This is a genomic window from Xenorhabdus taiwanensis, assembly GCF_036512875.1.
Lineage (GTDB): Bacteria > Pseudomonadota > Gammaproteobacteria > Enterobacterales > Enterobacteriaceae > Xenorhabdus > Xenorhabdus taiwanensis.
Map to the genome: position 1 here is coordinate 2696208 of NZ_AP028978.1, position 21301 is coordinate 2717508.

The following is a 21301-nucleotide window of genomic DNA, read 5'->3' on the forward strand; positions in this document are numbered from 1 at the left end:
GAAAGGTTAAGGGTAAAAATATGTTAAAACAGAGTATACGAATTTTACCTAATGTAAAAAGTTTTAAAAGGAGTTTTAGTAAATACTCTGAACAGGCTCTATATTCCAGTAAATAACCCGCGACTGAAGTCGCAGGCTTTTCACTGCGACATCGGCAACGAGGATTATTGTAGAGTCAGACTTTGACTCCCAACATCAGGCGTATTTACAGACGCCTTTGGCAAAATGGCTGTTGTGCCAATCTGTGCCAGATTTCGATTTGCATTCACGTCGCTGTGCGCACGTAGACCACAGTGAGGTAAAGTGGCTCACTGATTTTGGTCATGAAGCAATTTTTGGATCATGGCCAATTTCTTGACCATCTCAAAGCAAGTAGAGCCTTTTACATTTCACTCTTTAGCGACATAAACCCACGCAACATCGCCTGATGTCAGATTCACGCTAATACGGTGATAGTCTGATACCTCATAAGCATCGGCTTTGAGAAGCTCATCTGATGAAACATAAAAAACTGTTCCTTCAACCCTGTCGCTATCGTTCCCACTCTGGCTAACAATCGGGTGAAACCGTTTTCTACTTTCTGTCAAAACTTCTGGGTCAGTGATTTCGAGCATATCTTTACGCCAGCCAACCATTGCGGCAGGTTTTCCCTCCAATAAGCGCCCAAAGTTTGCTTGCTGTACTGATTCCAGTTGGAGTGTTCCATAAGAAAAAAGAAGTTCAGTGTTTGAATTGGATGTCATGACCACCTCTAATAATATGGCTCAATATAACGTCTACACCATGAAGTGCATATAGCAATTAAAGTACAGTATTGGATGATGTTTAATCGGATAAAACTCAACGAGTTAATCCTATCGTAATTGGGACTTTTGTAAATAAATTTCGGGTATAGGGCCACTTTAAGAATATTCTATTGTTTATTTCACCCGCAAAGCGAGGCTTGATAAACTATCCTCTCACCCTTCTATAAACTAAATAATACCGATTACAAACTATGCAAAACGGACTTGTTAAATTAGCGGCGGATGCGGGCTGGTAAACGTAATCGGATTGGTCAAAGGCGGGAGTCCGCCTTAGCGTTCTGGACAAATTAGGCTACTACACAATGTCCGTGAATTACGTGTATCTTGTCCCAGGGAATTGTTTAACGATGTTACCCTTAACCACTTTATATGCCTGATGTCTGTCACCATGCACATATTTTATAAAAGGATTATTCCAGACCACGCGGTCGGTGGGTCCTGCCATATAAGCGAAATCAATTCCTGCTTCAATAAAGGCATTTCGTGCATTTTCCAGCCAGTTCCCTCTCCCGATATAGCATGCTTGGAATTTAATTACGCCAACCCGGCGAAGCGACATTCTTTTCAAATCGTTAGCTAGGTCTTCTGGACTGTTATAACGACTCCCTAAAGAACTCTCGCTGGAATGAGCAAAAATATCTACGCGGTCATTTTCCGTCACCCATTGAAGATAATGGAAATTATTATAAAAATATCTTCGTTCCTCACTGGCGGATTCTCTCCCCACTAGTTCAAGCATATCCTTATATTTTGACTTTAAATAGCTATACTCTTGCGGCCTACGCTTTTTAAAGTCGTAAGCTAAGACAACTTCTATCTTGCCAAAAGGCCATTCATGAGAATTAATTAGCGGTATTCTTCCTGCGGCTTTATATATTCTATTTTTGAGATTCATTGAGTTACCCTTTTCGTTAAACACTGCTATATGAGTCAAGATACCGCCTCATACGATAACGAGAAAGTGATTACACCTTCTTTGACTGTCGTTAGAGTGACTGTTCCCACCCTATCGGACGAGGCTTCCCACTTCACAGGCCGCGGCTTGCGCGTGTTTACGGGGGCTTAAACTCACCCCATGATGCTTATAAATGTGTTTTTTTATGTGCAGAGCCTTGTTATATGCAAAACGCACCGCACCGAACTGGGCATTAAGATATTCAGCATGTTCGGGAGTGGGATAAATGCGGACTTTTGTGGCTCTTAACATCATCAGCGCTCATTGATATATTTCAACTATCGTAACACGTGAAAGGAATATTTCAATTGAGTATACACAATGCAGGTAAGCATTTTGGTGAATAATTTAAAATCAGTCTCTTCCCGATTGCTTCACCAGCAAAATACGCCGGAGTGACATGTTTTAAAGCCCTACGGGCTTTTTGCCTTATATCCCCGCCCGCATTGGGCGAGGGTTTACGGCGGATCTTACTAACAGGTTTCTGAGGTATCCGAAATTATCATACCATTACAGTTAACGATATTTGAGCTGATGGAGCCGTTCGCTCTGATACCCGAACAGTATTCGAAAAAGAGCACCAAAAAATAAATGATATGGGTATTCCTTTCTTTTATAGCTTCCCTGTTAATTCTTGTCAGGGAGCTTCTGTATTCTTCGGTACTCGACACGCAAAGAATACCGAGGCGGCAATAATTGCGTATGACTTTATGAGAGCAGGACTTAGAAAACTGGGCTGGGATAAGCCGGGGAGCTGAGGTACAGTTAAGCACATGATTATACTAATGATTAAAAAATTAGCTCATCTCTGAAGGCAAAGCACACCGCCGAACGGTTCAATGAAGCTATGAGCAAGCAAGAGCGCGAGCCAAAATCATTCAAAATTTTTCACATAACACTACAGCAAACTACAGAAAAATATTAACTGTTACTTAACCATCAAATCCAGTCAGTAGTGAAAATCAATTATCACAATGCCCTTCTTTGGCAAGATGAACGTCTGCCTTAGATATTACCCTTTTTCCTTCTTCCTCTGTTGACACACTCAAATCAGCACCACCAACAAAAACTCCCATTTTTATATATTGCCTTATGAAGTAATTTTTTCCAGATTCAGTAAAAATCAGTAGATCATTAGGAGAAAACTCAGATTCAGTGGATATTTTATGGTCTCTGTCACCTAATACTTGTGTGTAGAAAAACGTTTTATCTACTGTTTCTCCAAGGCACTTCCCATCGACATGAATGTCTTTTTTTAGAGCCTTACCAACAAAGCTGTCGCGGTAGATATATAAGCCAGATTTTCCATCGTATTAAAAAATAAAAAACTACAACCAACTTTACACTTTAGTTTCTTCACCACACTCTAATTATTAAATTAAGGTAATGAAATTAATCACTGAACGAATTTAAAGTCATGTATAACTTAAGGCACCGCGTGAGGATATTGATGTGTTTCCTCATGTAGTATTTTCCCGTAACCGAGAAAATACTATCACTTCATTCTTTCTTCCTCAGTCCCTATTGAGGTACATTATTATGATAATTTCTTAACTTACAAAACAATTTTTATTAGTTCATAAACCATATTCACTTAACCCTTTATGTTCATCAGGACGACGTCCTAGTGGCCAATAAAAAAGCCTTTCCGTTTCCTTGATTGGCATATCATTGATACATGCGAAACGACGTGTCATCAAGCCCTGTCCATTAAACTCCCAGTTTTCATTGCCGAAACTACGGAACCAATTATCTGAGTCATCATGCCATTCATAGGCAAAACGTACAGCAATGCGATTTGTATCAAATGCCCATAATTCTTTGATCAGGCGGTAATCAATCTCCCTATTCCATTTGTGTGTCAAAAAATCGACAACGGCTTCACGCCCCTTCAAAAATTCAGTTCGGTTACGCCAGAATGTATCTTTTGTATACACTAGCGAAACCTTCTCTGGATTCCGGGTGTTCCAGGCGTCTTCTGCCAGACGAACTTTCAGTTCAGCAGTTTCAAATGTAAATGGAGGTACAGGTTGTCTGATTGCCATAATGTCTCCCTATTTTCATGTAGACAGATTTGTCTACATACAGTAAATTAAGTAGACCAATCTGTCTACAAAAATAATCATTGCATAGGAAGAGATTATGAGTAAAAAAGCATCCAAGGCACGTGAGCGCATACTAAAAACAGCCCATATGTTATTTTATCGTGATGGTATACGAGCTACAGGTATTGACCGCATCATTAAGGAATCTGAGGTAACGAAAGTAACATTCTACCGTCACTTTCCATCCAAAAATGACCTGATACTGGCCTTTCTTGACTATCGCCATGAACTGTGGATTCAGTGGTTTAAAGAATCCCTCCAAGCCAACATAGACCGTTATAACTCACCGATTGAAGCTCTGACAGAAACGTTAGCTGAGTGGTTCAACTCTAATGAATTCAGAGGTTGTGCATTCATCAATACGGTCGTCGAAATAGGAAAGGAACAACCACAGGTTATTCCCCTGATTCAGGAACATAAAAAGCAGATGGAACAGATAATTGCATCTTCTCTACCTTCAGAACTTAACGGAAAACGTCAGGCGCGGAAATTTGCTTTACTTATCGAAGGTGCCATCATTATGATGCAACGCACTGGTCACAGTGATGAAGTCTTGTTACTGTTGCGGGAGTGCCTGTCAGATATTGCTATGTCTGAATAACTAAAAATCAGTATTACGGAACAACAATATTGGTAGTGTAATCATTGAAGAATGCCCGTCATTATTTTATTCGAAAAATTCACTGCCAATAAAGCAATCGTAATGATACAGCCATCCCAGTATTAATCACAATATTGTGATTATATTTCTCTCTTATTATCAAGGTATGCAGTAACATCAATGAGATATTTTACTGAGTGAAAGAGGCTAAAGTAATGAAGTTTATTCCCGATTATAATCATATCCATGCAGCACATTCTCGTATTAAACCTTATATCAATAAAACACCTGTCTTCACATCAACAACGGTCAATGAACTCTTTGACGCTCAAGTTTATTTCAAGTGTGAAAACTATCAAAAAATGGGCGCATTCAAATTCCGCGGAGCCATAAATGCCCTATGCCAGTTTAGTGATGAGCAGAAAAAAGCAGGAGTTATTGCTTTTTCATCAGGCAATCATGCACAAGCAATTGCACTGGCAGCTAAGTTACTGAATATGTCTGCCACCATTGTCATGCCACACGATGCTCCCCAGGCTAAAATAACAGCCACAAAAAGTTATGGTGGTAAAATCGTTTTTTATGACAGATATACGGAAGATCGCGAAGAAATCGGTCGGCAATTGGCGGAAAAACACGGTATGACACTCATCCCACCTTTCGATCATCCACATATTATTGCTGGTCAAGGTACTGTCGCTAAGGAGCTACTGGAAGAAATCGGCGATTTGGATGCACTGTTTATACCTCTTGGTGGCGGTGGTTTATTGTCTGGCTCTGCACTTGCCACTGCTCACTTATCCCCTAAATGTCAGGTTTTTGGTGTCGAGCCAGCAGCCGGTAATGATGGTCAGCAATCTTTTAAAAAAGGTGAAATAGTCCATATAGATACCCCAAAAACAATTGCAGATGGCGCTCAAACACAACACTTGGGGCAACTTACTTTTGCTATCATTCGCCACCTCGTCAAAGATATTCTTACCGCGTCAGATAATCAATTAATTGATGCTATGTACTTTTTGGCAGAGCGAATGAAAACCATTGTCGAACCTACCGGTTGTTTGGGATTTGCTGCGGCAAAAGCAATGCGGGAACAATTGAAAGGGCAACGTATCGGAATTATCTTGAGTGGCGGGAATATCGATATAAAACAATATACACATTTGTTAGCCAACAAGATCTAATTAGCATAATAAAAATGTGAAAAATGTTTCTACTTAACGTTTTTCTGCTCCTGCTTTAACCTCCGCCATAACGTTGTGCGGCTAATTCCCAGATATTCTGCTGCCGCACGCCGATTACCTGAAAACCGCGCCACAATATCGAGTGCTGAAATATTATGCACTGAACGTGTGTTTTCGATAAAAGAAACTGTCTCGGTTTAGCGTTCAGGTGAAAGTGATAATATCAATGCAGAGGTTAACACCTGTTCTGAATGAGCACTCAAATAAAGCGCTATTGGATTCGGTTCCTCATATCGCCCGCACAATACGTTCTATGATTAAAGCAGAAGCTGCGGGTGTTCATATTGAAGATCAGATCGATGCCAAACGTTGTGATCAACGGATTGGAATTTGCCGAACACAAACTTATCAGTAAAAATTTAGAGACAAAGATTTATTTTCCCCCTTATTCGCCTTGGGAAAGAGGAATAAATGAGAACACCAATGGATTAATCAGAGATGACTTCCCAAAAGGAACCAATTTTAATCAGGTATCAGAGCGGGAAATAAATCTCGTCGCCAATCGATTAAATAAACGGCCTCGGAAAACACGAGATTACAAAACACCGAATGAGTTATTTAAAGGAATACCCACTCGTTTACTTCATTCATAACGGTGTTGCACTTATTATGTGAATGCAAGAAACAATATGCAAATTTATTGGCAAATAAAAACTGATTAATATCTGTTGATTATCAATTAGCACCTGATAACAATAGAAAAAACAGAGAGCCTGTTATTATAATGACAGATCTGGATAAAATAATTTTAATATATATTTTTAAGTTCTTTCTTTACAAAATGCAAGGTAACGAACATATCACACTGATAATATAAAATAAAAATTCATTGAATTCATATTAACTCTCTAATCCAACTAACAACATTGAACTACTAAACTTTTCATTTCACACCATGTTTTATATGGTTGATAAAAACACAAGTAAATGGTATTTATAGCTAATCAAATTTTTCATTAATTATCAAAAACAGCAACCGCAACAGAATGGACAAGCCAATTATTGTTAAATATTGTTGCATTTTTCAAGAGGTAATGAAATGAATAAAAATATTATCATTGTTTATGGTTTTTCAGAGTATAGAAAAAAATACTTAATTGACATGAATAATTCATCTACTCATGATATTTATATCACTATGGATGATCTTCTTTTTAGCTTGTACATACTCATTCCCGGTGGGGGGAATCATATTAATTCAATTAACCGTTTTTTTCATAACGATGGAAAAACCAGATTTCTTTCGGAAAAAGACCCAAGTTACCTTATTAATCATTTTTACGAATCTATCAGGGGTAATTGTTTGTTTTCAACTCAAAATCCTGTGGGTGCAAAAAATTTAGAACATTATTTAGATAAAATAAATAGCTCTACCGTAGAGTATTTATTGCGTAGCCTCAGTATTTTTTTCAAAAGCAGACTACCTCAGCTATCAATCAGTGCCACATTAAACAGAAGAAAAGAAAACATAACAAAAACAGGAGATTATAAAGAGTACAAAAATTATCAAGCTGGATTTCTTGCAAAAAACGCGCTAAACAACAAGAAAAGAAATCAGAATATTTTAAAGGAGAAAATGAACAACCAATTAAACATAACTTCAGATAATATTGATATCTTATCGAGGAATACAATCAGAGAAGCATTCAATTCTAAAAATTACCCGGATCGTTCAAGCCGTGAATTTGTCACAGGCTCTTTTTACGGAAATTGTAACATCGGAAATAAAGCATATACCTCTCAAGCTTTTAATGCATTTATTGAAAGTGATAAGAAAGGATTTGAAAATATTTTGGCTATGAAAAACGATATCGATGAACGGGACAATCGTTATTACACGGGAGAGGTTACCGAGCAGGATAGAGAAATGTTCGCACACGGAGATCTAATGGCGAATTGTTTTTCACTGGCTTTCATACGAAAATTGAGTAAACAATCACTTGACTGGGCTGAACAAGAGGCCAGCAAAAAACATTCCCCTGTAAAAAAAATTATTTTTTACGCAGAAGAACATCCCACTCTTGATTCGAGAAAAGTAAATAATATTAATGCAAAAAATTTCCATCATAAATGGAGAAATAGTGATTTTACAGATATTGGTTCTAATAGTAGAAATTTTCCTATTACTTATTCAGAACTTAACCATGCTATCGCATTAATGGAAAGTAAAAAAGATCATCATATAGAACTGGTAACTATAGATAAATTTACTGATGCCAAAAAGGTCATTGATAATCTTTAACAAGAGAAATTAGCAACGCAATGTTAATTCTCTTATTTTCAAACACATGTGCCCTACTTCTGCTTTAACCTCCGCCATAACGTCGTGCGGCTAATTCCTAAATATTCCGCTGCCGCACGTCGATTACCTGAAAATTGTGCCACAATATCATGCACTGAAAGCGTATTTTCGGTATAAGGAAATGGCTCTGCCCGGGTGGTTCTTACACTGTTGTTGATAACAGCGGGGTTAAGCTGATGCTCAGGTGAAAGTGATAATATCAATGCAGAGGTTAACGCCTGTTCTGGATGCGCACTCAAATAAAGCGCTATCCGTTCCATTAAGTTACGTAGTTCACGCACATTCCCTGGCCAATGATAGGTGTGCAACACATCATGACACCCCGCCAGCTCTTGTATCCTTGGTGCAGAAACCGGTAAATTAAGTACCGCAAAAGCCCGTTGTAAATGCTCTATTGCCAACAAACTAATATCATTTCCCCTCTCCCTTAATGCGGGTACGTTGATCCGCAATACACTTAAACGGTAGAACAAATCTGCCCGAAAACGCCCTTCCCTGACCCAAGTATCCAAATCACAATGTGTAGCACAGATGATCCGTACATCGACGGCAATTGGACGATATCCACCAACCCTGACAACAGATTTTTCTTCCAATACCCTTAATAACCGCGTTTGCAAAGGTAACGGCATTTCACCGATTTCATCCAGAAATAACGTTCCCCTGTGTGCAATTTCAAATAACCCGGCACGACCACCACGCCGTGAACCTGTGAAGGCACCTTCCTCATAACCAAATAGTTCAGCCTCCAGCAAAGACTCGGTAATCGCTCCACAGTTAACCGCCACAAACGGCCGTGGATGCTTACCCGCTAACGGCCCATATCGCAAGGTATATTCATGATGAATAGCCTGCGCCACCAGCTCCTTTCCTGTACCACTTTCTCCCTGAATTAAAACCGTAGCCGTCGAACGGGAGTACAGCATAATGGTATTGCGCACATGTTCTACCACAGCAGAATTGCCTCTAATATCGTTGATTGTATGTCGTGTGCGTAGTTTGTCTTCTGCAGGATAGGGAGAAATCACAGCTTGGTTGAGTTTGCTCACTCGAGCCATCTCCAAAGCATCTTGAAATGCCTGCCGAATGGAATCCGCTGAATAGACAAAAATCCCCACTAACTCAGCTTCATAAGTAAGATCGGTAATCAATCCTGCCCCTACAATCACTTTGATACCCATCGCCTTCAACGCATTGACCTGCGTCCTGGCATCTTCCTCTGTGACATAACTGCGTTGTTCAATGCGCAAATTGAAACGCTGCTGAAATTCTTCTAATGCAGGCAAAGTATTCTGGTAGGTAATGACACCAATTCGGGAACTGATTTGTCGGGCACGAGCCAATGCCTGCATAAAATCGAATCCGCTGGCTTTGGCAATAATCACCGGTACAGATAAACGGCTTTTTAAATAGGCCCCATTAGATCCCGCGCAAATCACAGCATCACAGTGTTCGGTTTCCAGTCGCTTGCGAATATGTTGAACCGCACGCTCAAAACCCAACTGAATCGGCGTGATATTAGCTTGGTGATCAAATTCCGGCGTAATATCACGAAAAAGATCAAAAAGTCTGGAAACAGAGACTGTCCAGATGACCGGTTTATTGTTATCACGCTCCCCTGAGTGTACTGATGCCATATTTCCTCCCATATATTTTGTTAATCTCACCTTCTGTTTCATCACCAAAATTTGAAACAAAATGAAACACAATTGATTCAATATGAAACAAATATACATTATAGCCAATAGCTAAATAGTAACCATTTATCAATCAAAACTTATCCGCCCAATTAATTTAGATAATAAAAACAATGTGTTTTTTATGTCCCTATTGGCTCACATCTCCATTTTCCAAGTATTGGCATAAATCTTGCTTTATCTTTTTATAGCAACAATTAAACACAAATTGATTTCATTTTGACAACAAAGAGGTTATGTATGGCATTTTCTTCCGCTGGTTTGGCTTTTCGTCAAGCAATAGAGGCTGAATCTCCGTTACAAGTTGTCGGAACCATCAATGCAAACCATGCATTGCTGGCAAAACGGGCGGGCTACAAGGCTATTTACCTTTCAGGCGGGGGGGTTTCTGCGGGTTCGCTGGGGTTACCCGATTTGGGGATCTCTACACTGGATGATGTGTTGATTGATATCCGTCGCATTACTGACGTCTGTGACTTACCACTGCTTGTCGATGCTGATATTGGATTCGGTTCCTCAGCGTTTAATGTCGCCCGCACAATCCGGTCTATTATAAAAGCAGGAGCCGCAGGTGTTCATATTGAAGATCAGGTCGGTGCCAAACGTTGTGGTCATCGTCCAAATAAAGAAATTGTTTCCAAGCAGGAAATGGTAGATCGCATTAAGGCTGCTGTTGACGCCCGTACCGATGAGCATTTTGTCATTATGGCCCGCACAGATGCACTGGCAGTAGAAGGGTTGGATGCAGCACTGGACAGGGCCGCAGCTTATATCGAAGCCGGCGCCGATATGCTATTTCCTGAAGCGATCACCGAGTTGCATATGTATCAGAAATTCGCAACCAAAACGCAGGTTCCTGTTTTAGCGAATATTACCGAATTCGGTGCGACACCGCTCTTTACAATCAAAGAATTAAGGAGCGTAAACGTCGCCATTGCCCTTTATCCTCTATCGGCATTTCGGGCTATGAATAAAGCTGCCGAACAGGTCTATACCGCTTTGCGTCGGGATGGCACACAGAAAAATGTCATCGATACGATGCAAACCCGTAATGAACTTTATGAAAGCATCAACTACTACGATTTTGAACGAAAACTGGATGCCCTGTTTTCCCAGAAAACTAGCAGAGGTGATACTCATGAGTAAGCAGAATACGGCAACGAGAGTCTCTGAATCTACACCATTTAAACCCAAAAAATCAGTTGCCCTGTCCGGCGTTACAGCAGGTAATACAGCGCTCTGTACCGTTGGCAAAAATGGCAATGATTTACATTACCGTGGCTATGATATTCTCGATTTGGCCGCCCATTGCGAGTTTGAAGAGGTCGCTTATCTTCTCATCTATGGCAAGCTCCCTTCCCACGCAGAACTAGCCTCCTACAAAAACAAATTGAAATCCTTACGTGGCCTGCCTAGCAGTGTCAAAGCCGCATTGGAAGCACTGCCTGCGGTAGCACATCCTATGGATGTCATGCGTACTGGCGTTTCTGTACTGGGTTGTACTTTGCCAGAAAAAGAAGATCACAACCTGGCCGGTGCCCGCGATATTGCTGATCGTTTACTCGCCTCTCTCAGTTCAATACTGCTTTATTGGTATCACTACAGCCATAATGGCCGCCGCATTGAAGTGGAAACCGATGATGACTCCATTGGCGGGCACTTTCTCCATCTCTTGCATGGTCAAAAACCACGGGGATCATGGGAAAAAGCCATGCAAACTTCCCTGATCTTGTACGCCGAGCATGAATTTAATGCGTCTACTTTTACCAGCCGAGTAATCGCAGGTACGGGATCGGATATTTACTCTGCCCTTATTGGTGGGATAGGAGCCTTGCGTGGACCAAAGCATGGTGGGGCCAATGAAGTTTCGTTTGAAATCCAACAACGCTATGACACTCCTGCGCAAGCCGAGGCCGACATTCTGGCCCGTTTGGAAAGAAAAGAAGTTATTATCGGTTTCGGTCATCCGGTTTATACCGTCTCCGATCCCCGCCATAAGGTCATTAAAGAAATTGCCCTGCAACTTTCCCAAGAAGCAGGTACAACCCAAATGTATAGCATTGCCGATCGAATTGAATCCGTGATGTGGGATAACAAGAAAATGTTCCCGAATCTTGATTGGTTCTCTGCGGTTTCCTATTACATGATGGGGGTTCCTACTGCCATGTTTACCCCGCTGTTTGTGATTGCCCGTACATCTGGTTGGGCCGCTCACATTATTGAACAGCGTATTGATAACAAAATCATCCGTCCATCCGCTAACTATATTGGCCCTGAAAATTTAGCATTTATACCGATTGAACAACGTTAATAATCTGATTTACAAATAACACGATTTAAGGATTGATTATGTCTACCTCTGTTGTTAAAAACCGCCCTGATTACGATCAGGTGATTGTAGATATTGTGGATTATGTCATGGACTACATCATTACATCCCCAATTGCTTACGCTACAGCCCACCACTGCCTGATAGATACTCTGGGTTGTGGATTAGAAGCACTCGAATACCCCGCCTGCACAAAACTATTAGGGCCAATTGTGCCGGGAACAACGGTGCTTAATGGTGCGCGCGTACCAGGCACCCAATTTCAGCTCGATCCCGTTCAGGCTGCATTTAACATTGGTGCCATGATTCGCTGGCTTGATTTCAATGACACCTGGCTGGCGGCCGAATGGGGACATCCTTCTGATAATCTTGGCGGAATACTTGCCACCGCCGACTGGTTGTCAAGAAATGCAATTGCCCGCGAAGAAAAACCACTCACTATGTGGGATGTTCTGACAGCGATGATTAAAGCGCATGAAATTCAGGGCTGTCTGGCATTGGAAAATGCTTTCAATAAAGTTGGTCTGGATCACGTCATTTTAGTCAAAGTGGCTTCCACGGCGGTTGTTGCTCAACTGTTAGGGCTGAAACGTGAAGAAATATTCAGTGCGGTTTCATTGGCCTGGGTTGATGGACAATCCTTGAGAACTTACCGCCATGCCCCCAATACTGGCTCTCGCAAATCCTGGGCGGCGGGAGATGCAACTTCCCGTGCTGTACGTCTGGCTCTGATAGCCCAAACAGGCGAAATGGGCTATCCCTCCGCATTGACAGCCAAAACCTGGGGATTTTACGACGTCTTGTTCAATGGCCAGCCATTCGAATTCCAGCGCCCTTATGGTTCTTATGTCATGGAAAATGTACTGTTCAAAATCTCTTTCCCAGCAGAATTCCATTCACAAACAGCCGTAGAAGCAGCAATGATCTTGCATCAACAACTGAAAGAACACGGCAAGAGCATTGAAGATATTGCCCAAATCACTATCCGTACCCACGAAGCCTGTATCAGAATTATTGATAAACAGGGACCATTGAATAATCCCGCAGACCGGGATCACTGCATCCAATATATGGTTGCCATTCCTCTGATTTTTGGTCGTCTGACGGCTGCGGATTATGAAGATGATATCGCTGCCGATCCACGCATTGACACCTTGCGGGAAAAAATAGTCTGCGTCGAAGACCCCGATTTCACCCGTGACTATCATGATCCCGAAAAACGCTCCATCGCCAATGCCCTGACTTTGACATTCACCGATGGCACTCAATTGGACGAAGTTAAAATTGAATTCCCGATTGGACATGCTCGTCGCCGTAAAGATGGCATTCCGCTATTAGAGGAGAAATTCAAAATCAATCTGGCGCGTCGCTTCCCGCAAGAGCAGCAACAAAAAATTTTAGCGGTATCTCTTGACCTGATGTCATTAAGAGACATCCCGGTAAACGAATACCTTGATTTGTATGTCATATAATTTGTATACCCTTGAGAGATGAATGTAGGAGAGATTATGTCATTCCAGGATTTCTATCAGCATTCAATTGATGATCCCGATACTTTCTGGGCAGAACAGGCCAAACGCATTCACTGGCAACAGCCTTTTGAGCAGGCACTGGATCATAGTCACCCTCCGTTTGCCCGTTGGTTTTGTGGAGGAAAAACTAATCTCTGCTACAACGCACTAGACCGCTGGCTGGAAAGCCAACCCGATGCCAAGGCACTGATTGCCATTTCAACGGAAACTAAAACCAATAGCGAGCGAGTTTTCACCTATAAAGAATTACATCGGGAAGTGAATCGAGCCGCCGCTATCATGTTGTCACTTGGCGTAAAAAAAGGCGATCGGGTCGTTGTTTATATGCCAATGGTGGCCGAAGCCCTATTTATTTTACTGGCTTGCGCCCGTATTGGGGCAATTCATTCCGTCGTATTTGGTGGGTTTGCTTCCCACAGCCTCGCTACCCGACTGGATAACGCTGAACCGGTTTTAGTCGTCTCAGCAGATGCTGGTTCGCGTGGAGGAAAAATCATCCCCTATAAGCCACTGCTTGATGAAGCGATTGGGTTAGCCAAGCACAAACCACGCTATGTTTTAATGGTTGATCGCGGGCTGGCCGATATTAATTGGGTGAATGGCAGGGACGTCGATTTTGCTACATTACGGCAGAAGCATCTTGATGCAGAAGTTCCTGTCACATGGCTCGAATCCAATGAAACTTCTTGTGTGCTCTATACATCAGGTACAACCGGAACCCCGAAAGGGGTTCAACGTGATGTCGGCGGTTATGCCGTAGCGCTGGCGACATCAATGGACGTTATTTTTGGTGGTAATGCTGGTGGCGTTTTTTTCTGTACATCGGATATTGGCTGGGTTGTCGGACACTCTTATATTATCTATGCGCCCTTGATCGCCGGCATGGCAACGATCATGTATGAAGGTCTCCCGATACGCCCAGACGCGGGCATTTGGTGGCAAATTGTCGAAAAATACCGTGTCACTAGAATGTTTTCTGCCCCTACGGCAATCCGCGTTCTGAAAAAATATCCTACAGATTTTATCGCCAAATATGATATCTCATCGCTTGAAACACTCTATTTAGCGGGAGAACCCCTTGATGAACATACTGCCCGTTGGGTTGCCGAAGCCATTAACGTACCTGTCATTGATAATTACTGGCAAACTGAAACCGGCTGGCCCATTATGGCAATTGCACGTAGTCTGGATGACAGGCCAAGCCGTTTTGGTAGCACAGGCTTTCCCATGTACGGTTTTAACGTCAAACTGCTCAACGAACTGACTGGTCAGGAATGTGGTGATAATGAAAAAGGCATGCTGGTCATCAGAGGTCCCTTGCCTCCAGGTTGTATTCAGACTATCTATGGTGACGATCCTCGTTTCATTAATACTTACTGGAGTCACTTTGACCAACAAGTCTATTCGACATTTGACTGGGGGATTCGTGACAGCGATGGTTATTATTTTATTCTGGGACGTTCGGATGATGTGATTAATGTTTCCGGCCACCGTTTAGGAACGCGGGAGATTGAAGAGTGCATCGCCAGCCACGCAGATGTTGCCGAAGTGGCCGTCATTGGTATCAAAGATGAAGTAAAAGGGCAAGCTGCAGTAGCTTTTGCTGTCCTCAAAGAAGGACGAGAAATTCAGAATGCTGACCATTTTGCCATACTAGAAAAGGCATTGATGGAATTGGTAGATAAGAAAATTGGCAGCGTCGGACGTCCGGCACGCGTCTATTTTGTGACGCAATTACCGAAAACTCGTTCAGGAAAAATGTTGCGCCGCACCATGCAGGCCATTTGTGAAGGACGTGAGCCAGGCGATATTGCCCTGATTGAAAACCCCGCTTCACTGGAAGCCATTCGAGAGGCAATTTCCCATTAAGCACTCATATACTCATCTCTTCTTTGTTTAATCCGCATTTAATGCTGCAGAGTTATTATACCTTTGTACTACATTTTCCCAGCTACTTTTACCCATTCTCGCTCCGTTCCTACACGGAGCTTTTTTTATCCAGATAAATAGATTAACGCTTCTGTTTGTTGATTTTTAAAATGCAATGGTAGTTAAATTTGATTAGACAACTGCTAACATGAATGAATAAAAGGTTAACGACTATAATAGATCTACTAAATTTAATAATATATAAATAAAATTTTTATATTTCACTGCATCAGATACATCAAATAACGACATAATTGAACAGTTTTTCTCCTTTATTAAATCAGGGCACACAAAGCACCCTGAATCATAATTTCATTCATAAAATGTGAATTAATGTGCTATTTTGGGTTCCCTTAGTGCAGACTCTACCCATTCCATCATTGCTGGATGTTTTAACATACGATTAACCCACTCCTGGCTAATTTCAGAAAGCTTCAATCCGTAGGTTTGAACACGGCAAGCTACTGGAGCATAAAACGCATCGACAGCCGTAAATTTATCTCCCGCCAGCCATTCACCACCAAATCTAGCTAACCCTTCTGCCCAAAGCGTATCAATTCGCTCAATATCACACTGCAATTCGGGGGTTATTTCATTTAACTCAGTGCGGACAGAACAATTCATCGTGCAAAGCTGACGTAATGTCGCAAAACCAGAGTGCATTTCCGCAGCAGCACTTCTCGCCCACGCTCTGGCTGTTTTATCTGATGGCCAGACTTGCGCATGATCCTCAGCAATATATTCCACAATTGCCAGAGAATCCCAAACAGTAATTTCGCCATCAATCAAACAAGGAACCAAACCCGTAGGTGAAAATGTCTGGAATTTCTCACGACTGCTTTTACCATCTTCAAAATAGCTCAACTTCTCATTAAAAGGAATATTCAGTGCCTTGAGTAAAATCCACGGACGCAATGACCAGGAAGAGTAATTTTTATTGGCTATCCACAATGCATACATCGTCTTTCTCGCTATAATGATAAAACAGAGTGATTACATAATCACATTATATTTTCCTATTAAAATAGTAAATCAGTTAATCATATAAAATAATCCCCTTAATAAAATTATAGTTATTCGTTTTAAAATTAATTATTAAAACAATGCATTATAAAAAAACACCCCACAAAATAAAGAAATTAATTCACTATGCACTTTAAAAACTCTCGTCTATATTGTAAAAACATCTTTATATTAAAAATAAGAATATTAATATGTCACTCAAAAACACTCCCACCAGCTTTGGTCATATTTCTATTTTAATTCACTGGCTAGTAGCGCTCGTTGTTTATGGAATGTTTGCTCTTGGATTATGGATGGTTACATTAAGTTATTACGATATCTGGTATCATCGTGCTCCTGAATTGCATAAAAGTATAGGTAGTTTATTATTTATTATCATGGTTATTCGGATAATATGGCGATTTATTTCGCCGCCACCAAAACCTTTGGCAAGCTACAGTCTTTTTATACGCATTAGTTCACAATTAATGCAACTTACTCTCTATATCGCCTTACTTGGTATTCTATTTAGTGGATATCTCATTTCTACAGCCGATGGGCAACCTATCAGCATTTTTGGCTGGTTTGAAATCCCTGCAACCTTAACAGGTCAAGGCATACAGGCTGATACGGCGGGCGTTATTCATCTTTATCTTGCCTGGACTGTTGTAGTGCTCTCCCTATTACATGGGCTTGCTGCACTGAAACACCACTTTATTGATCGTGATACCACCCTAAAAAGAATGTTTGGTTACAAACCAAATTAAAATGACTTTTGGAGAATTATTATGCTGAAAAAGACGCTAATAGCCCTGACCGTAGGGGGATGGCTTATAAGCACAGGAAGCGCACTCGCCGCTAATTATAAATTCGATAAAATAGGCCAACACGCCTTTATTGAATTTCGTATTCAACATTTGGGATTTAGTTGGCTTTATGGTGGTTTTAGAGATTTCGATGGTAACTTTACTTTTGATCCGCAAAATCCAGCAAACGATAAAGTGAGTGTGGTCATCAAAACCGATAGTGTAGACACCAAACATGCCGAACGAGACAAACATTTACGTGGCGCTAACTTTTTGAACAGTAATAAGTATCCTGAAGCTAAATTCACATCAACGAATGTTAAGAAAGAAGGTGAACATTATCTTATTACCGGAAATCTCACATTAAATGGCGTGACCAAGCCTGTCACACTGGATGCAAAATTGATCAATGCAGGAAACGACCCGTGGGGGGAATACCGCGCTGGTTTTGAGGCAACAGGCAAACTCAAATTAAAAGACTTTAATATCAAAGAAGATCTGGGGCCAAAATCTCAGGAAGTCGAACTGATCATTTCCGTTGAAGGCGTGCGAGAAAAAGCCTAATCATAAAAGAACGCGGTAAGAAAAACGTACCGCGTTCCATTTACCCTGTTTCAGACAAACATAATATCTATTGGGCAATCAATTCATTAACGTGGTGTGTTATTGATGCCAAGGCGTTATGGGCATCATAATCTGCCTTAATGATCTGTGACTGCTGGTGCCATATCGGGGAAGATAATATCCTTGTCACTGCCTGATATAATTGTTGCTCATCTGGTGTATCAGTATGCAAACTGATACCACAACGTGACCAGATAACACGGGCGACAGCTTCTAATTTACCATCTCCTGTTCCAGCGACCACCAAAGGCACTCCATGACGAATGGCTGAATTTAGAGAACCATAACCACCATTAGTAATAAAAATTGATGCTCTGGGAAGCCAGTGTTCAAAATTGAGATACTCTACCACTCTGGCATTCTCTGGAAGATCGTTGCCCAGGATATCGATAGAACGACCGCCTGTAATCGCCAATATCCGAACCGGCAAAGTGGCCAATCCACGCAATGTGGGTAAGATTAGTTGATTAAAATCAACATTAGCCAATGTTCCCTGAGTCACCAGGATCAACGGCAAGCTTTCATCCGGCCAACTGATTTGCGTTTTATCATCTTCCACTTTCACCGGCAGCGATCCGATAAAATCCACCGATTCTGGTAAATCATCACGAGAAAATTCAAATGATTGAGTTGCCAATTGTAAGAAGCGATCAACTCCGCTCATCAAAACATCATTGTGATCCGTTGTCAGTGGGGGACAATCCACCGCCGCAAGCGACTGATTGAATGCTGCCCTGACCTGCTCAATTAATTGGTGCGTTTCCTCATCGACTAATTGCTCGCGTGTCAAATCAGCAGGCAATAATTCAGGTGGTATCCGAGCCCCCCAGAATATGGCATCCTTTGTTGACCACGCCAGTGGAGTAACACCAACAGCAATGACAGAGATACGTTTTTCAACCGGTTTCTGCAATAACGGTAGCACGGCATAAAAAGTATTATCGATAATCAACAGATCAGCTTGTCCCTCGTCGATAACTTGCAGCAATTGTTTCGACAACACAGGAATAGGTGCGGCAAAAAATTGCCTTAACGCCAGCGCCATCTGGGCATTTCCTGGTGGAAGTTCTGCCCGTTCAGGAAAATATTTTTCCAAACAACGGTAATCAATATCCACTTGCTCATCGAAAGGAACAAAAGTGGCTCCCAATGCTTCCGTTTGCTGTTGAAACAGGGATCCACTGAATATGGTGACATCATGTCCCTGCCCTATTAAATGTTCCGCAATAGTGAATATTGGAAAAACATGGCCAGGCGTTGCAATAGCAGCTAAAACAATACGAGACATTAATCAAGCCTCCTTCAAGGCAACTTCTACTCAATCAGCACTGGAAACAGAAATAGTGCGGAAGCTGTGATTTTTACACACAGGCACGCCGTGGATATGTACCCGTTGAATATGGCGCGGAGAACGGGAAATAAAAGCTTCACGCCCATGTAATAAAGTGAAGTTATCGCAAATCGCAATGTCACCAGACTGCCATTGATGAGCATAGAAATAACGTGGATCATACAATCGGTTATACAATGTTTCCTCAAGGGCTTGTTGCTCTTCCTGTGACTTGCCATCTATCTTCAAAGCGTGATGATCAGCATATTTCATGTCTTCTTTACCCATTGGCTCATTGTAACGCATCACCCATTTTTTGCCGTCTGGGTGAGAACAAACCAATGGTGAAGTCACTTCACCGCCATAATGTGTTACTCGGCTTGTACGGTAAGTAATGGTGGTATTTTTCCATGTATTACGCTCTTCATCACTGGCATCAAGAATCAATTGTTCAGTGTTGACAAATGTGGTGCGCCCTCCTTGAGCCGCTTCGGGAGCAGAAACACAGTGAAATAGCTGAAATTCAGGAATTGTTTCTCTATACATACCATCCCAATGCAACGGCAAATTACCGCTGTCCATAACATGGTCAGACGGTTCTGGGTGCTCCATAACATCCAATACAGCACCAAATGGCCACATCATGATTTCACCCCAACGACCAGAATATTCCGCCAATTTCTCTTTATCCGTAAAACCGGATTGAAAACCACGCAATACAACCAGCAGATGAGTACGAGCTAATTCACGCAAAGCATCAACTGACAATGTGGTAATATCCTGATCAGGGTAATTGGGCGTAATAAATACGCCAAAAGGTTTCATCGCCTCAATATGACAATCAAGTTCATAGGTATTCATGATTTTTCTCTCTAAAATACGGGATGCCACGTGGTTATTCTGCTTATGCTGTCGCCGTTTGGAATTCTGTTTGCAGGTTTTCTTCAGATGGCGTTTCAATCAGGTAATGGCTTGGAACACCCCGAATTTCGATCAGCTTTCCATTCATCTTTTTCACTTCATCACTTTTCATCAGTACAAACTGGCCGTTAATGTTGGCCGCCACACCGTGCCACGGCGTCAACCAATCATCCCGAGTCGGCATCATATGAATACCCATTTTGATACTGTCCACGGGTTGCGGGTGAATAGAAAGACGGATCGCCAAGGGAAACTGTTCTGCCAACAAATTACCCCACGCCCAACTACGTTGAATAACCCCAGCCGAGCGCTGGCGTGCATCTTTTTGCAACGCATTTTTTGAACCTGTATATTCTGGTAATAAGCTATCTTCATAAAGAAAACGAGTAATCGCCCGATATAATTGAATACCTTCTTCAGTTTTTTTGAGTTCTTCCTTAATTTCCTCTATTGAAGAGGCATAACGACTGACCAATAATTCACGCAGTTGATCGTAATCATTAGTATATTGAGTTAGTGATTCAACGTTACCAAGATTAAAAACTGAAAGATGAGTCGCGCCCAGTTCATGCAGCAACTTTTCAATTTCTAATTGATAATGGGTAATTGTGTCATCATCGACAAGAATAAGATCACTAAAAACATGCCCATCAGAACAAATAACAATATTTGCCCCAGGTGGATAATAAAGCTGAATACGCTGACAAAGGGAATTTAGAAAAATCAGTGATAATTTTTCTGCCATATCCGGCATTTTACCCAAGACTTTTCTAGGATTGGGGGATTTTGTCGGAAATGCAGGTAAAATACATTCAATAGGTTTCCCTTGCTCCACAAATGCACGGATACGTGGCAACTGAACCTCAGAAACCTTTTTTTCTTCATATTGAAGTGTATGTTCAGATTCAGGGAAACGACGTCGATACTGCAATAATTCATGTAGAATTTTGTTAGACACTTCTTCTATGTCAAGACGTTCCATAATTCATTCCTAATTTATTACATTTACATCACAGCCAATTAATACAGTTAGCAATTTACAGATATTGCTGAGCATAAAACATTAACTCACATGCTTTGAACATATAAATATCGAAATAAAACTCACAGCAGAAAAA

General features: G+C 41.4%; 18 protein-coding genes and 4 pseudogenes. 11 read left to right on the top strand and 11 right to left on the bottom strand.

The genetic code is table 11. The features are described 5' to 3' along the window. Window positions 1–389: 389 nt before the first annotated feature. The 5 genes and pseudogenes from ACE1SE_RS12325 to ACE1SE_RS12345 all read right to left on the bottom strand — a co-directional run bounded on the left by ACE1SE_RS12325 (window position 390) and on the right by ACE1SE_RS12345 (window position 3806). Entirely contained in the window at window positions 390–743 is a 354-nt protein-coding gene (locus ACE1SE_RS12325) for a gamma-glutamylcyclotransferase family protein (protein ID WP_374051146.1), read from the bottom strand. Between the two features lie 376 nt (window positions 744–1119). Continuing rightward, the gene (locus ACE1SE_RS12330) at window positions 1120–1701 is read right to left on the bottom strand and encodes a hypothetical protein (RefSeq protein ID WP_374051147.1); all 582 of its coding nucleotides are present in this window, start codon (window positions 1699–1701) and stop codon (window positions 1120–1122) included. 156 nt (window positions 1702–1857) lie between these two features. Continuing rightward, window positions 1858–2013 (bottom strand): annotated as a pseudogene (locus ACE1SE_RS12335) (helix-turn-helix domain-containing protein); the annotation flags it as partial. Window positions 2014–2723: 710 nt separating this feature from the next. Beyond that, window positions 2724–3059 (bottom strand): annotated as a pseudogene (locus tag ACE1SE_RS12340) (DUF2846 domain-containing protein); the annotation flags it as partial. A gap of 279 nt (window positions 3060–3338) precedes the next feature. Then, a complete protein-coding gene (locus ACE1SE_RS12345; RefSeq protein ID WP_374051148.1) occupies window positions 3339–3806 on the bottom strand; it encodes a nuclear transport factor 2 family protein in 468 nt (155 codons plus the stop codon). A gap of 97 nt (window positions 3807–3903) precedes the next feature. Between ACE1SE_RS12345 and ACE1SE_RS12350 the strand changes: the two genes are divergently transcribed. After that, complete coding sequence (locus ACE1SE_RS12350) at window positions 3904–4467, top strand: TetR/AcrR family transcriptional regulator (RefSeq protein ID WP_374051149.1); 564 nt, start codon at window positions 3904–3906, stop codon at window positions 4465–4467. Window positions 4468–4682: 215 nt separating this feature from the next. Beyond that, entirely contained in the window at window positions 4683–5651 is a 969-nt protein-coding gene (locus tag ACE1SE_RS12355) for a threo-3-hydroxy-L-aspartate ammonia-lyase (protein ID WP_374051150.1), read from the top strand. Between the two features lie 29 nt (window positions 5652–5680). On the opposite strand, the gene ACE1SE_RS12360 is transcribed toward ACE1SE_RS12355, so the two are convergent. Then, complete coding sequence (locus tag ACE1SE_RS12360; protein ID WP_374051151.1) at window positions 5681–5812, bottom strand: helix-turn-helix domain-containing protein; 132 nt, start codon at window positions 5810–5812, stop codon at window positions 5681–5683. 128 nt (window positions 5813–5940) lie between these two features. On the opposite strand from ACE1SE_RS12360, the pseudogene prpB (ACE1SE_RS12365) reads away from it, so the two are divergent. The 3 genes and pseudogenes from prpB (ACE1SE_RS12365) to ACE1SE_RS12375 form a co-directional block, all read left to right on the top strand. Further along, window positions 5941–6033: pseudogene (prpB, locus tag ACE1SE_RS12365) on the top strand (methylisocitrate lyase); the annotation flags it as partial. Beyond that, window positions 6029–6304: pseudogene (locus ACE1SE_RS12370) on the top strand (IS30 family transposase); the annotation flags it as partial. The pseudogenes prpB (ACE1SE_RS12365) and ACE1SE_RS12370, both read left to right, overlap by 5 nt. 446 nt (window positions 6305–6750) lie before the next feature. Continuing rightward, window positions 6751–7953: a hypothetical protein gene (locus tag ACE1SE_RS12375; protein ID WP_374051152.1), complete on the top strand. Its 1203-nt coding sequence runs from the start codon at window positions 6751–6753 to the stop codon at window positions 7951–7953. 53 nt (window positions 7954–8006) lie between these two features. Here ACE1SE_RS12375 and prpR read toward each other — a convergent pair whose 3' ends face one another. Further along, on the bottom strand, window positions 8007–9650 hold the full coding sequence (gene prpR / locus ACE1SE_RS12380; RefSeq protein ID WP_374051153.1) for a propionate catabolism operon regulatory protein PrpR: 1644 nt from the start codon (window positions 9648–9650) through the stop codon (window positions 8007–8009). A 300-nt stretch (window positions 9651–9950) separates the two neighbouring features. Here prpR and prpB (ACE1SE_RS12385) point away from each other — a divergent pair, with 300 nt between their 5' ends. The 4 genes from prpB (ACE1SE_RS12385) to ACE1SE_RS12400 are packed head-to-tail and all read left to right on the top strand — an operon-like array spanning window position 9951 to window position 15440. Further along, window positions 9951–10856: a methylisocitrate lyase gene (gene prpB, locus ACE1SE_RS12385; RefSeq protein WP_374051154.1), complete on the top strand. Its 906-nt coding sequence runs from the start codon at window positions 9951–9953 to the stop codon at window positions 10854–10856. Then, window positions 10849–12021, top strand: coding sequence for a bifunctional 2-methylcitrate synthase/citrate synthase (gene prpC / locus ACE1SE_RS12390; protein ID WP_374051155.1), 1173 nt, complete (start codon window positions 10849–10851; stop codon window positions 12019–12021). The genes prpB (ACE1SE_RS12385) and prpC overlap by 8 nt, the downstream gene beginning before the upstream one ends. Before the next feature lie 38 nt (window positions 12022–12059). Continuing rightward, window positions 12060–13511 (top strand): bifunctional 2-methylcitrate dehydratase/aconitate hydratase, encoded by a 1452-nt coding sequence (locus ACE1SE_RS12395; protein WP_374051156.1) that lies wholly within the window; start codon window positions 12060–12062, stop codon window positions 13509–13511. A gap of 36 nt (window positions 13512–13547) precedes the next feature. Further along, window positions 13548–15440 carry a propionate--CoA ligase gene (locus ACE1SE_RS12400; protein WP_374051157.1) on the top strand — a complete coding sequence of 631 codons (1893 nt, stop codon included), beginning with the start codon at window positions 13548–13550 and terminating at the stop codon, window positions 15438–15440. A 390-nt stretch (window positions 15441–15830) separates the two neighbouring features. On the opposite strand, the gene ACE1SE_RS12405 is transcribed toward ACE1SE_RS12400, so the two are convergent. Next, window positions 15831–16460 carry a glutathione S-transferase family protein gene (locus ACE1SE_RS12405; protein WP_374051158.1) on the bottom strand — a complete coding sequence of 210 codons (630 nt, stop codon included), beginning with the start codon at window positions 16458–16460 and terminating at the stop codon, window positions 15831–15833. A gap of 254 nt (window positions 16461–16714) precedes the next feature. Here ACE1SE_RS12405 and ACE1SE_RS12410 point away from each other — a divergent pair, with 254 nt between their 5' ends. After that, window positions 16715–17269 carry a cytochrome b gene (locus tag ACE1SE_RS12410; protein WP_374051159.1) on the top strand — a complete coding sequence of 185 codons (555 nt, stop codon included), beginning with the start codon at window positions 16715–16717 and terminating at the stop codon, window positions 17267–17269. 21 nt (window positions 17270–17290) lie between these two features. Next, window positions 17291–17872: a YceI family protein gene (locus tag ACE1SE_RS12415; protein WP_374051160.1), complete on the top strand. Its 582-nt coding sequence runs from the start codon at window positions 17291–17293 to the stop codon at window positions 17870–17872. 67 nt (window positions 17873–17939) lie between these two features. Here the strand turns inward: ACE1SE_RS12415 and ACE1SE_RS12420 are convergent, their stop codons facing one another. From ACE1SE_RS12420 to pvcA, 3 genes are read right to left on the bottom strand one after another with little or no spacing between them, the layout of a single operon-like run. Further along, complete coding sequence (locus ACE1SE_RS12420) at window positions 17940–19220, bottom strand: rhabduscin glycosyltransferase (protein ID WP_374051161.1); 1281 nt, start codon at window positions 19218–19220, stop codon at window positions 17940–17942. 30 nt (window positions 19221–19250) lie between these two features. Further along, complete coding sequence (gene pvcB / locus ACE1SE_RS12425; protein WP_374051162.1) at window positions 19251–20123, bottom strand: tyrosine isonitrile desaturase/decarboxylase; 873 nt, start codon at window positions 20121–20123, stop codon at window positions 19251–19253. 43 nt (window positions 20124–20166) lie between these two features. Then, window positions 20167–21165 (bottom strand): L-tyrosine isonitrile synthase, encoded by a 999-nt coding sequence (pvcA, locus tag ACE1SE_RS12430; protein ID WP_374051163.1) that lies wholly within the window; start codon window positions 21163–21165, stop codon window positions 20167–20169. Window positions 21166–21301 lie beyond the last annotated feature (136 nt).